12 protein-coding genes are annotated in these 13,713 nt (G+C 75.4%); 10 read left to right on the forward strand and 2 right to left on the reverse strand.

Features of this window, described 5'->3' with window-relative positions; all coding sequences use genetic code 11:
- Positions 1 to 4: 4 nt before the first annotated feature.
- Positions 5 to 1,330 carry a sensor histidine kinase gene (locus ACFVVU_RS07575; protein WP_387788680.1) on the reverse strand — a complete coding sequence of 442 codons (1,326 nt, stop codon included), beginning with the start codon at positions 1,328 to 1,330 and terminating at the stop codon, positions 5 to 7.
- 220 nt (positions 1,331 to 1,550) lie between these two features.
- On the opposite strand from ACFVVU_RS07575, the gene ACFVVU_RS07580 reads away from it, so the two are divergent.
- The 10 genes from ACFVVU_RS07580 to ACFVVU_RS07625 all read left to right on the forward strand — a co-directional run bounded on the left by ACFVVU_RS07580 (position 1,551) and on the right by ACFVVU_RS07625 (position 12,072).
- Positions 1,551 to 2,114, forward strand: coding sequence for a heme-binding protein (locus tag ACFVVU_RS07580; protein ID WP_380685215.1), 564 nt, complete (start codon positions 1,551 to 1,553; stop codon positions 2,112 to 2,114).
- A gap of 198 nt (positions 2,115 to 2,312) precedes the next feature.
- Positions 2,313 to 2,726, forward strand: a complete 414-nt coding sequence (locus ACFVVU_RS07585) for a hypothetical protein (RefSeq protein ID WP_380689598.1) — start codon at positions 2,313 to 2,315, stop codon at positions 2,724 to 2,726.
- Positions 2,727 to 2,824: 98 nt separating this feature from the next.
- The gene (locus ACFVVU_RS07590) at positions 2,825 to 3,709 is read left to right on the forward strand and encodes an NAD(P)-dependent oxidoreductase (RefSeq protein ID WP_387788681.1); all 885 of its coding nucleotides are present in this window, start codon (positions 2,825 to 2,827) and stop codon (positions 3,707 to 3,709) included.
- Between the two features lie 71 nt (positions 3,710 to 3,780).
- Complete coding sequence (locus tag ACFVVU_RS07595) at positions 3,781 to 4,374, forward strand: flavodoxin family protein (RefSeq protein ID WP_387788682.1); 594 nt, start codon at positions 3,781 to 3,783, stop codon at positions 4,372 to 4,374.
- A 294-nt stretch (positions 4,375 to 4,668) separates the two neighbouring features.
- Positions 4,669 to 6,012: an LPXTG cell wall anchor domain-containing protein gene (locus tag ACFVVU_RS07600; protein ID WP_387788683.1), complete on the forward strand. Its 1,344-nt coding sequence runs from the start codon at positions 4,669 to 4,671 to the stop codon at positions 6,010 to 6,012.
- A gap of 247 nt (positions 6,013 to 6,259) precedes the next feature.
- On the forward strand, positions 6,260 to 7,417 hold the full coding sequence (locus tag ACFVVU_RS07605) for a hypothetical protein (protein WP_387788697.1): 1,158 nt from the start codon (positions 6,260 to 6,262) through the stop codon (positions 7,415 to 7,417).
- A 74-nt stretch (positions 7,418 to 7,491) separates the two neighbouring features.
- Positions 7,492 to 8,274 carry a MerR family transcriptional regulator gene (locus tag ACFVVU_RS07610; RefSeq protein WP_380687628.1) on the forward strand — a complete coding sequence of 261 codons (783 nt, stop codon included), beginning with the start codon at positions 7,492 to 7,494 and terminating at the stop codon, positions 8,272 to 8,274.
- A gap of 190 nt (positions 8,275 to 8,464) precedes the next feature.
- The gene (locus tag ACFVVU_RS07615) at positions 8,465 to 9,790 is read left to right on the forward strand and encodes a hypothetical protein (RefSeq protein WP_387788684.1); all 1,326 of its coding nucleotides are present in this window, start codon (positions 8,465 to 8,467) and stop codon (positions 9,788 to 9,790) included.
- 117 nt (positions 9,791 to 9,907) lie between these two features.
- Positions 9,908 to 10,594 carry an RNA polymerase sigma factor gene (locus tag ACFVVU_RS07620; protein ID WP_380687632.1) on the forward strand — a complete coding sequence of 229 codons (687 nt, stop codon included), beginning with the start codon at positions 9,908 to 9,910 and terminating at the stop codon, positions 10,592 to 10,594.
- Positions 10,591 to 12,072 (forward strand): hypothetical protein, encoded by a 1,482-nt coding sequence (locus ACFVVU_RS07625; protein ID WP_387788685.1) that lies wholly within the window; start codon positions 10,591 to 10,593, stop codon positions 12,070 to 12,072. The genes ACFVVU_RS07620 and ACFVVU_RS07625 overlap by 4 nt, the downstream gene beginning before the upstream one ends.
- Before the next feature lie 76 nt (positions 12,073 to 12,148).
- Here ACFVVU_RS07625 and ACFVVU_RS07630 read toward each other — a convergent pair whose 3' ends face one another.
- Positions 12,149 to 13,648 (reverse strand): aminopeptidase P family protein, encoded by a 1,500-nt coding sequence (locus ACFVVU_RS07630; RefSeq protein WP_380685300.1) that lies wholly within the window; start codon positions 13,646 to 13,648, stop codon positions 12,149 to 12,151.
- Positions 13,649 to 13,713 lie beyond the last annotated feature (65 nt).

Below are 13,713 nucleotides of genomic sequence, written 5' to 3' on the forward strand. Positions count from 1 at the left end.
GTGCCTAGGGGCGGTCGGGGGTGAGCGGGATCGCCGCGGAGACCACGGTGCCCTCGCCGGGAGCGCTCTCCACGGTCAGCGCGCCGCCGAGCTGACGCAGCCGGGCGCGCATGGCCGGCAGACCGTGGCCACGGCCGGAGGGATCGGGCGGCGCGGAGGGCGTGGAGGACGAGGGCGTGGAGGACGAGGACGAGGGCGAGGGGGTTAAGCCGCAGCCGTCGTCGGCGATGTCCAGGACGACCTGGTCACCGAGGAAGGAGAGGGTCAGCGCGGCGGCCGAGGCCCCGGCGTGCTCACGGACGTTGGCCAGCGCCCCCTGGGCGATCCGCAGCAGCGCCGACTGCGCGGCCGCCGGCAGCGGCACCGGCGTGCCGTCCAGGTGGAAGCGGACCGGCAGCCCGCTCTCGGCCGACTCCCGCTCGGCGAGCGAGCGCAGCGCCCGGTCCAGGGTGCGGCCGTCGGCGAGTTCGGCGGGCGCGAGGTCGTGGACGAAGCGGCGGGCCTCGGCGAGGTTCCGGGCGGCCACCTCGGCGGCGGTGCGGACGTGGCCGCGAGCGGTCGCCGGGTCGCCGTCCCAGGTGCGATCGGCGGCCTGGAGCAGCATCTGCTGGCTGGACAGCCCCTGGGCGAGGGTGTCGTGGATCTCCATCGCCAGCCGCTCGCGCTCGGCCAGCGTCCCCTCCCGCCGTTCGGTTGCGGCGAGTTCGCGCCGGGTGCGGACCAGGTCGGTGATCAGCGCGCGCTGCCGTTCGGCCTGCCGTTCCATGTACAGGAAGACGCCGGTGGCCAGCGCGGCGACGGCGGGCGGCAGCAGGACGAGGTTGGCGTCCAGCGGGCCCGGCAGCCGGACCTCGCCGACGACCACCAGCAGGGTGAGCGCCGCCACCAGTGGGATCGCGGCCGGCGTGGGCAGCGTCCGCAGGGCCGTGTAGACCAGCGGGACGGCGCACCAGGAGAAGCTCGGCGCGACCAGGACCAGGACCACCCAGAGCACCGTGACCGCGACCAGCGGCCACGGGCGGCGGCGCTGCCCGGGGGCGGGCGGACGGCGGTGGGCGAGCCAGGAGCCGAGCGGTTGGACGACGGCCAGGGCGATGCTCAGGCCGAGCACCCAGGGGATCCGCGGACTGCCGGAGTGGTGGGTGAGGTAGCGGCTGAGCGAGGTGGCGAGCAGGAGGAGGAAGGCGGAGTCGAGCAGGACGGCCAGCCGGCCGGCGTCCGGGTCGGGGAAGGCCAGGACGGGAGCGGGAGCGGGGGCAGCGGCGGCGGCAGCAGCGGAGGGGGCGGCGGGGTCGACGGGGTCGACGGAGGAGGGGCCGGGGTGGTGCACGGGGCCGCTCCTCGTTCCGTCCGCGCCGTCGGGGCCGTCCGGGCCGCGGCGATCCATCGATGGTGACCCGTCCGGTCACCGCCCGCATCAACCGATCGGCTGACGGGTCCGTCGTCCATCATGCCCGGACGTGGTGTCCGGACCGCCGATGCGGCCCCGGGGGTCCGGAACGGAGGATCGAATCCGACCGCACCACCGCCATCCGACGAGGAGCCGGACCATGAAGAAGACCTCCGTTCGCGCCAAGGTGCTGACCGGCACCGTCGCCGCCGCCGCGCTGGCCGCCGCCACCGTCGGCGCCGTCTCGGCCAGCGCCGAGGCCACCGACACCCCGGCCGTCACCGCCGCCGCGGTCAAGACCGACGCGCAGAACAAGAACCTCTCGCAGAGCACCGGTCTGACCATCGAGGCCGCCACCAAGGCCGCCCAGGCCACCCTGGACGCGGCCGCCAAGGCGGGCCAGCGCGTCTCGGTGGCGGTCGTCGACCGCGACGGCGTCACCCGGGTGCTGCTCAAGGGCGACGGCGCCGGCCCGCAGTCGCCGGAGTCGGCGGTGCGCAAGGCGTTCACCGCGGTCTCCTGGAACGCGCCCACCTCGGAGCTGTCCAAGCGCCTCGCCCAGGCCCCGGGCCTGAAGGACATTCCGAACACCCTGTTCCTGGCCGGCGGCGCCCCGGTGCAGTCCAAGGGCGCTCCGGTGGCGGGCATCGGTGTCGCGGGCGCGCCCAGCGGCGACCAGGACGAGCAGTTCGCGCAGGCGGGCGTCGAGGCGCTCGCCAAGTAGGTCCCGCCGGGGACTGCCGGCCGCGCCGAGGGCGTGTGACCGGCCCGCGCGCCGGGGCGGACCCCCGGTCCCCCCGGCGCGCTCCACCTCCCGGCGGGTTCCCCGTACGGGTGAAGGTCGCGCGGGTCGCCGCAGAGCACGGGGTCGGCCGCCGAAAAGTCGCTGCCGCTGTCGGTGCCGCGTGGCAGGCTTCCCGCTATGACGGCGTGGACCCTCAACGACATCGAACGTGCGATCCGCTCCTCCTGGGGTGTCGACACCTGCGCGCCCGAGGACCAGGCCCACTGGCGTGCCGACGACCCCGCCCACGGCCAGTGCCGGGCGACCGCCCTGGTGGTGCACGACCTGCTCGGCGGCGAGCTGATGATGGGCGAGGTGTACACCGGCGGGGTCCGTACGGACCTGCACTGGTGGAACCGCTCGGCCGCCGGCGCCGAGGTCGACATGACCCGCTCGCGCTTCGGCCCCGACGAGCGGGTCGGCCCCGGCCGGCCGGTCGCCCGTCCGCAGCGCCCGGGCCGGCTGCAGGCCCAGTACCAGCTGCTGCGCCACCGCGTCCTCGCCCGGCTGGAGGCCGGATCGGCGGACGGACGGCACGCCGCGGCGGCCTGACCGGGTGGCGGCCCGCCCGGTCGGAGGGCTGACGTAGAGTCGGTTGGTCGTGGCCGGACGATCTCTCCGGCCACCGGGCGACAGCGGGAGCGTGTGAGATGAGCGGGATGACCGTCGGCTTCGTCGGACTGGGCGCGATGGGCCGGGGCATGGCCACCAGCCTGCTGAAGGCCGGCCACACCGTCCGGGTCTGGAACCGCTCGCCCGAACCGGTGGCCGCCATGGTCGCCCGGGGCGCGCTGGCCGCCGACGGACTGGCCGAGGTCTTCGCGGCCGACGCGGTCGTCTCGATGCTCGCCAACGACGCCGCCGTGGAGCGGCTGCTGCTCGATCCGGCTCTGCTGGAGGCCGCCACGGCCGGCGTGCACGTCAACATGGCCAGCGTCTCGGTCGCCCTGGCCGAGCGCGCCGAGGCCCTGCACGCCGAGTACGGCATCGGGTACGTCGCCGCGCCGGTGCTCGGCCGCCCGCCGGTGGCGGAGGCCGGCGAGCTCAACATCCTGGCCGCCGGGAGCGCGGAGTCGCTGGCGGCGGTCGAGCCGCTGTTCGCCGCGATGGGCCGGCGCGTCTGGCACTTCGGCGAGCGCCCGCGCCAGGCCAACACCGCCAAGATCAGCACCAACTTCCTGCTGGCCTGCGCGATCGAGTCGATGGCCGAGGCGTGCAGCCTGGCCGAGGCCAACGGCGTCCGGCCGACGGACCTGATCGAGATGCTCACCGGGACGCTCTTCCCGGGCCCGATCTACTCCGGGTACGGCTCGATGGTGGCCGAACGCCGTTACGAGCCCGCCGGGTTCAAGCTTCCGCTCGGGCTCAAGGACGTGGACCTCGCGCTCGCCACCGGTGCGGCGACGCATGTGCCGCTGCCGTTCGGAAGCGTGCTGCGGGACGCCTTCCTGGACGCGCTGGCGCACGGCGACGGCGAGAAGGACTGGGCGGCCGTCGCGGCCGTCGCGCGCCGTCGGGCCGGGCTCCCGGAGTAGCGCCGGCGGGACCGCCGGACCGCCGTAGGCTCGTGATCCTCGATCGATCAGCAGTCCGTACGGGGGTCCCGATGTCCGAGCCCAGCGGTCGCGCCGACGCGCGCCGGTCCTTCCTCTTCCTCGACGCCGGTACCCGGGCCGACGGCAACTCCGCCCGGCTCGCCCGACTGGCCGCCGGGGCGAGCCTGCCGGCCGGCGCCGACCAGCGCTGGCTGCGGCTGGCCGACCACCCGCTGCCGCCGTTCGCGGACCTCCGGCACACCGGGGACGGCCGGTACGAGCCGCCCACCGGCCACGAACGCACCCTGCTGGACGCCACCCTGGCCGCCACCGACCTGGTCTTCGTGGCGCCGCTGTACTGGTACGCGCTGCCGGCCGCGGCCAAGCACTACCTGGACCACTGGTCGGGCTGGCTGCGGGTGCCCGGCGCGGACTTCCGCGCGCGGATGGCCGGCGGCACCGTCTGGGCGGTCACCGCGTACGCCACCGAGCCGGACAAGGCCGAGCCGCTGATCGGCACCCTGCGGCTCACCGCCGAGCACCTCGGCATGCGCTGGGGCGGCGCGCTGCTCGGCCACGCCGACCGGCCGGGCGACGTGCTGCGCGACGAGCGGGCGCTGACCGCCGCCGAGTCCTTCTTCGCGGACGCCCGGGTCCTGTCCTAGACCGGTGCGGCGGCGGGGGCGCAGGGCCGTCCGGTACCGTCCGGCGGACGTGTACCGGTCACCCTCGCGTCATCTGCCGGTCGCGGCCAAAAGACCCGTCCCGGGGCAGAGTTGGGCCAACCGGACAGGAATCGCCGGGCCGGTGCCGGAAACCGGCACCCCCGTTCCGGCACCGCCGGAGGCTTCGGTAGTCTCCGACGGACTTTCAGCTTCGCGGGGGGATCGCGGCTCGAACGGCCGCCCGGTCCTTCCGTGCCCCCGGGCCAGCGCCCGGCCTTTTCCGTGAGGTTTCCCTTGTCCCTCTCCATACCTCGCAGTCTCGCCCTGGCCGGCGCCGCCGCGCTCGCCGCCTCGATGGCCCTGACCGGCGCCCAGGGCGCGGTGGCCGCCGCCACCACCGGTTCGTCGCCCGCCGCCGCCGCACCGCAGGCCGACAAGGCGAGCGCCCGTTCGCTCGACCTGTCCCTGGACGGGGTGCCGCGGACCTTCGTCGCCGGCGGCGACAGCAAGCTGTTCAACTTCACCGTCGACAACAACACCAAGCACGACTTCGTCTACTACCCGCTGCTCAAGTTCAAGAACGCCAAGGGCACGCTGCGGGCGGAGGACCTCAAGGTCGAGTTCCAACTGCCCGACGGGCTGGACAAGTCCAAGACCTGGCTGCCGGCCAAGCCCGCGCCGGGCGGCGGCGAGACCGACGACGACGGCGTGCTGTTCCTGCTCGCCAAGCTCATCGACGGGCGCGTGCCCGACTTCGAGAACTCGCTGCTCGCGGTCAACAAGGGCAGCAGCCTCACCGTCACCGTGCGGGTCTCGGTCGGCAAGGACGCGCCGCTCGGCACGGCCGGCGTCGTCCCGGTGGTCTTCGCCGCGAGGTCGGAGGGCAACAAGCCGACCGGGGAGGGCGAGTTCAGCTGCGACGGCATCCGCGGCGAGCGGTTCAAGATCGTGGCCGGGGGCGGCGGCAAGCCGAGCCCGACCGTGGCACCGACGACCACCAAGCCGACCAGCCCGAGCGCGAGCCCGACCGTGAAGCCGACCGGCAGCCCGTCGGTCACCACCTCGCCGTCGGCGACCGGCACGCCGTCCGCCACCGCCACCGCGACGGCGACGGCGACCGGCAGCCCGAGCGCCACGGTCGCGCCGAGCACGAGCACCAGCCCGTCGGCGACCACCGAGCCGTCCGCCACCGCGACGCCGTCGGCGACCGCCACCGCCACGCCGAGCGCGACGACGACGCCGTCGGGCAGCGCGTCGCCCAGCGCGTCGCCCAGCGCTTCGTCGAGCGCGTCGCCGAGTGCTTCGCCCAGCGCGACGGGCGGCTCCGGTGCGAGCGGCTCGCCGAGCGCCCCCGCCGGCACCGCCCCGGCGACCCCCGCCCCCGGGGGTACCCCGGACGACGAGGAGGCCGGCGGCCGGCAGCCGATCGACTTCCCGGTGAAGGTCCCGGCCGTCGCGCCGCTGCCGATCACCCCGGAGGCCGTCGTCAAGGCGCGGGCCAACGCGGACAAGGCCCTGGCCACCACCGGTGGCGGTGACAACACCACCGGCATCGCGATCGCCGGTGGCGCCGTCCTCGCGGCCGGTGTCGGCACCCTGGTGGTGCTCCGCCGCCGCCGCGCCGCCCAGCAGGGCTGAGCAAGGACGACCGCACCCGCCCGTGTCCCCGGCCCACCGGGGGCACGGGCGGTTCCGTCCGCCGCCCCGGCCGTGCCTAGGATGAGCCCCCTGGGGCCTCCGAGGGACGGGCCCGGGGGGCCGACACGGCAGGCGAGGTAGCGGGGTGCGGGGACGGGGCGCGGAGCGCTCGGCAGGGCCGGGACGGTCGAGGCGCGCGGCGCGCGTCGAGAAGGACCACGAGGCCGCCACCGGCCGGATCGCAGGCCTGCCGATCCGCAGACACCACGTCCTGCTGCTCGCCTGGACGGTCCTCTGGTTCCTGCTGGTCGAGCCGAGCGGCGGCTTCTCCTGGCACTACCTGCGCCAGGGCGAGGAACTGCTCTTCAGCGACCGCCCGGACGGCGGCCTGGCGCTCTACGCCGACCACCCCGAGCTGCAGATCGGCCCGGTCAGCCTGGCGGTGGCGCGGCTCTTCGACCCGTTCCCGGCGCGGACCGGCCAACTGCTGGCCGAGGCGGTGATGTCCGGCCTGGGCCTGGCGATGCTGGTGCTGGTCGGCCGCACCGCCGCCCACCACTACCTGGGCACCGGCACCAACCACCGCCGGCTCCAGCAGCGGCTGCTGATCGCCGGGCTGGCCTTCATCCCGATGTGGGTCGAGGTGTCCGTCCGCTTCGCGCACCTGGACGACGTGCTGGCGCTGTTCTTCACCACCCTGGCCGTGCACGAGCTCAGCCGGGGCCGGGCCACCGCGGTCGGCGTGCACCTGGCGCTGGCGGTGGACGCCAAACCGTGGGCGCTGGCGTTCGCCCCGCTGATCCTCGCGCTGCCGCGGGCCAGGTGGCTGCGGACGGCGCTCTGGTTCGTCGGACTCGTCGCCGTCGCCTGGCTGCCGTTCTACCTGGGCGATCTGAACACCATGGCGGCCGCGAAGTTCACCATCCCCAACCAGCCCGCCTCGGCGCTGCGCTGGTTCGGGGTGACCGATCCGGCGACGCCGTGGTGGGACCGCCCGGCGCAGTTCGCGCTCGGCCTGGGGCTGGGCAGCCTGGCGGTCTGGCGCGGCCGCTGGCCGGCCGTCGTCCTGCTGGGGGCGGACGCCCGGATCCTGCTCGACCCGAGCGTCTACACGTACTACTCCGCGTCGGTCCTGCTCGGCACGCTGCTCTGGGACACGGTCGGGCAGCGGCGGCTGGTGCCGTGGTGGAGCTGGATCGCGCTGGTCGCCCTGTACGGCGGCACGCTGTTCCTGCCGTCCGACCCGGCGCGCGGCTTCGTCCGGCTCGCCTTCGTGGTGGTCTCGGCCGGGTACGTGCTGCTCTGGCCCACCCGGCAGCGGGGCCGGGGCGGTGACGGGTCCCGGCGGGTCGCCCGGCAGGCCGGCGCACGGCGGCGCACCGACCGCGAGCCGGCCGCGGCCTGATCCGCGTCGAAACCGCTTGACCCTCACGCAACGGGAGGAAGGAGGGTCGTGGTCAGCACGGAGGGAGGACCCGGATGAACACCGGGAACGGGTACCCGGTCGGTGCCGTGGCGAGGATCGCCAAGGTGACCGTCCGCACCCTGCACCACTACGACGGGATCGGCCTGCTGTCCCCCCGGGGCCGCACGCCGGCCGGCTACCGCCGGTACGACGAGGCCGACCTCGGACGGCTGCAGCGGATCCTGTTCTACCGCGAACTCGGGTTCTCCCTGGAGGAGATCGCGGCCGTCCTGGACGACGACTCGGTGAGTCCGAGCGAGCACCTGCGGCGCCAGCACCGGTTGCTGACCGACCGCATCGCCCATCTCCAGAAACTGGCCGCGGCCGTCGAACACGCCATGGAGGCAGAGAAGATGGGGATCCAGCTGACCCCGGAGGAGAAGTTCGAGCTCTTCGGCGAGAACTACCGCGAGGAGTGGGAGACCGAGGCCGAGCAGCGCTGGGGCGACACCGCGGCCTGGACGGAGTCCCAGCGCCGCACCGGCGGCTACGACAAGGCCGACTGGGAGCGGATCAAGGCCGAGACGGACGAGCTCAACGCCCGTCTGGTGGAGGCCTTCACCGCCGGCGAGCCCGCCGACGGCGGCCGGGCCACCGACCTCGCCGAGGAGCACCGGCAGCACATCTGCCGGACCTTCTACGACTGCACCTTCGAGATCCACCGCGGCATCGCCGGGATGTACGTCGCCGACCCGCGCTTCACGCGGGTCTACGAGGACCTCGCGCCGGGGCTCGCGCGGTGGCTGCACGACGCCGTGATCGCCAACGCGGCCCGGCGCACCGGCGAGCAGGCGTAGCACGACGGAGCGGCCGCGCGACGGGGGCGTGCGGTCGTTCCGGACAGTACGAAATTTTCTTCGAACACCCCGCAACCTCGCGGGGACTCGGACGTCTGAAAGGGTGAGGGCCGATCCGGCGCGGGTCACCACCGCGCCGGTGCCGGGCCTCGCCGCAGAGGCAGAGTCCGACTACCACGGGGAACCCACCATGCGCCCGTCCACTGTCCGGCGTCTCGTCAGGACCGTTCCGCTGGCGGCCGTCGTCGCCGGGGCGGCCGGTTACGCGCTGCTCCCCGCCGAGAGCGGTGCGGGCGCCGGCCCGGTCCGGGCGGCGCGGCCGGTGCCGGTGGAGGTGCTGCCGGCCGGAGCGGTCGCGACGGGTCCGGCGCTGACGGGGGCGGCGCCGTCGGGGGCCTCGATGAGGTCGGCGCTGACCGCGCCGGTGGCCGAGGCGTCCGCACCGGTGTTCGCACCGGTGCTGGTCCCGGCCGGGTACGCGGACGGACTCCCGGCCGCCGCCACGACGGCCCTCGCGGCTGCTCCCGGCCCGTCCTCCACCCTGTCCGCCACGCCGCCCTCCACGCCGTCCGCCCCGGCCGGCGGGGCGCTGCCCAAGCCCGGCGGCTCCCCGGTCTGGCCGGAGGTGCCGCCCCTCGCGATCGCCGAGCAGGTCGACGTCTCGATCCGCCCGCTCGGCGGCACCTGGGAGGCCCGCGCCGACGGCAGCTACGTCGACTTCGAGGTGACCTGGACCAACACCACCCCCATGCGCTACGACGAGATCGTCCCGGTGGTGCGGGTGCTCCCGTACGACTACCCGGCCGCCGTCGCCCGCCCGGGCACGACGGCCAAGGGCATGCTGGACCGCAAGGACCTCGACGAGTGGCGCGAGGTCAAGCTGGACCAGGTCGGCGTGGGCACCGGCCCCCAGCAGGGCACCTTCGCCCTGGACCCGGGGGAGCGCCGGACGGTCCGCTACCGGCTGACCCTGGCCTCCGGCGGCATGGCGGGCCGGCTGCCGATCTCGGCCGAGGGCTGGATCGGCCGCGGCGCCAAGGCGGTGCGGGTCGGCGGTACGGACGCCCGGGTGCAGGTGACGGTGGCCCAGCCGGTCCAGCTGTCGGCGACCAGGCCGACGGACGCGGCGATGGGCCGGGTCCCCTCCGAGGTGCGGCTGGAACTGACCAATGTGGACGGCTTCGCCAGCCACACCGTCGTACCCGCCCTGGCCGTGCCCGACCCGCGCACCCAGACCACCGGGCCCGGCCCGGGGCCGGAGGCCCTGATCACCGAGGTGCTGGTGGACGGCGAGTGGCGCCGCCTCCAGGGCACCCCGGGCGCCGAGGGACCGGTCCCGCTGGACACCGCCGGGCTCTCCCGGGTGCTCGGCCCGGGGGAGAGCGCCGTCTACCGCTTCCGGATCACCGTGCCGACCGGATGGCTGGCCTGGATGGGCATCGACCTGACGGTCGGCCACAGCGTCGACGGCCAGGCCCAGCCGACCCGCAGGGCGCACATGCGCCTGTCCTCCTGACGACCGGCCGTTCGCCGACGACGATCCGTCCGGGCCCGTCCGGGCCCGGACGACCGATGACGATGTCCTGACGCACCGGCGTGCAACCGGTCCGCCGTCGGGGGAATGCGAAGACGGATGTCCATGGCCATCGGGTCGGCCTCGCGGGCCGCCCAGGGGCGCGGGGCGACCCTGCGCGGGCTGGTGACGCTGCTGTTCGGCGCCCGGGAGGTGCAGGACCCGGGCGAAGTGCTCGACGTGCCGGTCACCGCGCAGCCCGCCGGCCGGCGCCGCGCCGGGTTCCGCCTGCTGCCCGGCGGCGGCCGCTCGCGCGAGGCCGGGCCGACGCTGACCGACCTCTATCTCACCCACCGGCTCAGCCTGGTCCGCCTCGCGGTGCTGCTGGTCGACCATCAGGACCAGGCCGAGGACGTCGTGCAGGAAGCTTTCGCCAAGCTCTACCAGCGGCACGGAGAGCAGCTGGACGACCTGGACAACGCGCTGGCCTATCTGCGCACCGCCGTGGTCAACGGCGCCCGGTCGGTGCTGCGCCGCCGCCGCACCGCCCGCGAGTACGTGCCGCCCCACGAGGCGGACGCGCCGTCGGCGGAGGACCACGCCGTCCTGCACGACGAGCACCGCCGGGTGCTGGTGGCCATGCAGGAGCTGACCCCGCGCCAGCGCGAGGTCCTGGTGCTGCGCTACTGGTCCGACCTGTCGGAGTCGGAGATCGCGGAGATCCTCGCGGTGTCCCGCGGCACGGTGAAGTCCACCGCCAGTCGGGCCCTGGACGCCCTGGAGAAGAAGCTGGAGCACGCCCGATGAGCGACGAGCGGCGCCCCACTGCGGGCGCGGAGCGCGGCGGCGGGGCGGGCGGGGAGCACGGCGCCGGCCCCGGCACCGGCCCCGGCGGCGAGTCCCCGGTGGAGTGCCTGCTCCGGGAGGCGATGGCGGCCCGCGCCGCCCGGATCACCACCCAGGACCTGCGTCCGGCCGACCCGCCGAAGGGTCCCCGGGTACGGCGCCGGCCCGCCTACCTGGTGGGCCTGCCGCTGATGGGGCTGGCCGCGGCGACGGTCATCGGCGTGCTCACCATCCCCACCGACACCCTCGCCGACCGGCGCGACGACGGCCCGGCGGCGACGATGAGCACCAGCCCGGACCCGTCCCGGGGCACCGACCCGCTGTCGCCGACCGCGCGGCCCTCCGACGCGCTCGGCGTCCCGGCCGGGGCGCCGCCCGGGGACTCCCCGCAGGGCTCCGCGGACCCCGCCTCCGGGCCGGGGTCCGTCCCGGGCCGGGACGGGACCGCCGGCGGCGGTGGGCCGGGCAGCGGGGCGGAGCAGCGCTCCCCGCAGCAGTCCGAGGCGGCGCCCGGGGCGCCGTCCGGGGCCGCGCCGGCTCCGGGCGCCGCCGGCACCGGGGTGGCCCGCCCGTCCCAGGGCATCGAGGTGAGCTTCGACGGCCTGACGGGGGCGGAGGCGATCGCCGGCGGCGAGCTGGTGACCTTCTCGGTGAGCTGGCGCAACACCACCCAGGAGTCCTACGAGGCGGTGGCGCCGGTGGTGGCGGTCCGGGCGCTCGCCGACCCGGTCGGCACCGACCGCACGGTGCGCGGCCGGCTGCAGCGCGAGGACGCGGGCGGCACCTGGACGGAGGTCCCGCTGACCGAGGCGACCGGCGCCTATCTGACCTCCGGCGACCCGGTGGCGTTCGCGCTGGCCCCGGGCGCCGTGCACACGGTCCGCTACCGGCTGGACCCGGCGATCGACAGCGCGGAGGGGACGCTGTTGCTCCAGGCCCTGGCCGTGCTGCCGACGGCGCAGCGGGCCGAGGAGGCGTCGACGCTGACGGCGCTGCGGCTGAGCAGGGCCCCCGCCAGTGCCCGGAAGGCACCAGTGCTCACGGTCGACAGGACGGCGCTCGGCGTGGTCACGATGACCGTCCGCAATCCGGGGGCGGCGCCGCTGGCCTCGGTGGTCCCGACCGTCCGGCTGAACGGGAAGGACGCGGCCAAGATCGTGGTCCAGGCCCGGTACGGCTCCGGCGCCGAGGGGCTGCGCACGCTGCCGGCCGCGCCGGACGGGAACGGACAGCTGGTGGTCGACACCACCCTGCTGGAGCGGCTGGTGAAGCCGCGCGAGTCGACGGCCTTCACGTTCCAGTTCGGCGTGCCGGACGACTGGCGGCCCGAGGGCGTCGGTGACTTCGCCGTGCTGCTGGGGGCCAGGGGGGACGGTCAGGACGCCGCACCGGTCGTGGTCTACCCGGGGTTCAACCTCCTCACCGCGCCACTCCCCTGAAAACGCCGCCGGCGGTCCGGCCCCCACTGCTCGGGGGCCGGACCGCCGGCGGATCGGGCGCGGTGTGCGCGCCGGCTCAGGCCAGCGAGGCCATCCACGCCTCGACGTCCTCGGCGCGGCGCGGCAGGCCGGCCGAGAGGTTCTCGTTGCCGTCGGCGGTGACCAGGATGTCGTCCTCGATCCGGACGCCGATGCCGCGGTACTCCTCCGGGACGGTCAGGTCGTCCTGCTGGAAGTAGAGGCCCGGCTCGACGGTGAGCACCATGCCGGGCACCAGCAGCGCGTCGACGTGCTCCTCGGTGCGCGAGTGGGCGCAGTCGTGGACGTCCAGGCCGAGCATGTGGCCAGTGCCGTGCAGGGTCCAGCGGCGCTGCAGGCCCAGCTCCAGGACCTTCTCCACGTCGTACACCGAGCCGTCCAGCAGGCCCCAGGCGAGCAGTCGCTCGGCGAGCACCCGCTGCGAGGCGTCGTGGAAGTCGCGGAACCGGGCGCCCGGCTTCACGGCCGCGATGCCGGCCTCCTGCGCGTCGTGCACCGCGTCGTAGATCTTCCGCTGCAGCTCGTCGAAGCGGCCGTTGATCGGCAGGGTGCGGGTGACGTCGGCGGTGTAGAGGGTGCTGGTCTCCACGCCGGCGTCGAGCAGCAGCAGCTCGCCGGGGCGGACCTCGCCGTCGTTGCGCACCCAGTGCAGGGTGGTGGCGTGCGGGCCGGCGGCGCAGATCGAGCCGTAGCCGACGTCGTTGCCCTCCACCCGGGCGCGGCGCCAGAAGGTGCCCTCGATCCAGCGCTCGGAGGTGGCGACGGCCTGGCCGAGCTCGCGCACGCAGTCGGTGAAGCCCTTGACGGTGGCGGCGCAGGCGGCGCGCAGCTCGCCGATCTCCCACTCGTCCTTGACCAGCCGCAGGCCGCTCAGGAACTCCTTGAACCCGGCGTCCTTCTCGGCGTCCAGGACCCCGTCGAGCGCGGCCTCCAGGCCGGCGTCGTAGCCGCGCACGATCCGGGTCGGCACGCCGTCCGCGGCGCGCTCGGCCAGTTCGTCGGCGGCCTTGCGGACGTCGCGGACCGGCAGGCCGAGCAGCTGCTCCTGCTCGGTGAGGCTGTGCCGGCGGCCGACCCACAGCTCGCCGTAGCCGTCCAGCCAGAACTCGCCGTTCTCGCGGTCGGAGCGGGGCAGCAGGTAGAGGTGGAAGGTGTGGCCGGTGTCGCCGGCGGGCTCGGCGACCAGGACGGCGTCCTCGGTCTGGTCACCGGTGAGGTGCACGTACTCGCTGGCGGCGCGGAAGGCGTAGTCGCAGTCGTTGGAGCGGACCTTGAGGGTGCCGGCCGGGACGACCAGGCGCTCGCCGGGGTAGGCGGCGGACAGCTTGGCGCGGCGCTCGGCGGCGTACGGGGCCTGCGGGACCGGGGCCAGGCCGTGCAGCTCGGTGTCGGCCCAGCCGGACTTCATCGAGGCGGCCAGCTCGTCGGAGACCGCGGAGTAGAGGCCGTTCTTGCGGCCCTTGTACTGCTGCGGCTCCTCGTCGCCGCCGACGGCCTCGGGGTTCTCGGCCACCGCGGGGGTGCGGTCCTCGGTCACGTACGTCGCCTCCTTGCGCGTGGTGCCGCCCGGGGCGTGTCGGATCGCGACACAGGTGGGCGGCC

The sequence above is a fragment of the Kitasatospora sp. NPDC057965 genome, from assembly GCF_042887135.1.
Lineage (GTDB): Bacteria > Actinomycetota > Actinomycetes > Streptomycetales > Streptomycetaceae > Kitasatospora.

What these genes read in the sequence shown, in the direction of transcription:
- ACFVVU_RS07580 (WP_380685215.1), top strand. Translation starts at nt 1,551, where the DNA reads ATGAAGAAGACCTCCGTTCGCGCCAAGGTGCTGACCGGCACCGTCGCC.
- ACFVVU_RS07585 (WP_380689598.1), top strand. Translation starts at nt 2,313, where the DNA reads ATGACGGCGTGGACCCTCAACGACATCGAACGTGCGATCCGCTCCTCC.
- ACFVVU_RS07590 (WP_387788681.1), top strand. Translation starts at nt 2,825, where the DNA reads ATGAGCGGGATGACCGTCGGCTTCGTCGGACTGGGCGCGATGGGCCGG.
- ACFVVU_RS07595 (WP_387788682.1), top strand. Translation starts at nt 3,781, where the DNA reads ATGTCCGAGCCCAGCGGTCGCGCCGACGCGCGCCGGTCCTTCCTCTTC.
- ACFVVU_RS07610 (WP_380687628.1), top strand. Translation starts at nt 7,492, where the DNA reads ATGAACACCGGGAACGGGTACCCGGTCGGTGCCGTGGCGAGGATCGCC.
- ACFVVU_RS07615 (WP_387788684.1), top strand. Translation starts at nt 8,465, where the DNA reads ATGCGCCCGTCCACTGTCCGGCGTCTCGTCAGGACCGTTCCGCTGGCG.
- ACFVVU_RS07620 (WP_380687632.1), top strand. Translation starts at nt 9,908, where the DNA reads ATGTCCATGGCCATCGGGTCGGCCTCGCGGGCCGCCCAGGGGCGCGGG.
- ACFVVU_RS07625 (WP_387788685.1), top strand. Translation starts at nt 10,591, where the DNA reads ATGAGCGACGAGCGGCGCCCCACTGCGGGCGCGGAGCGCGGCGGCGGG.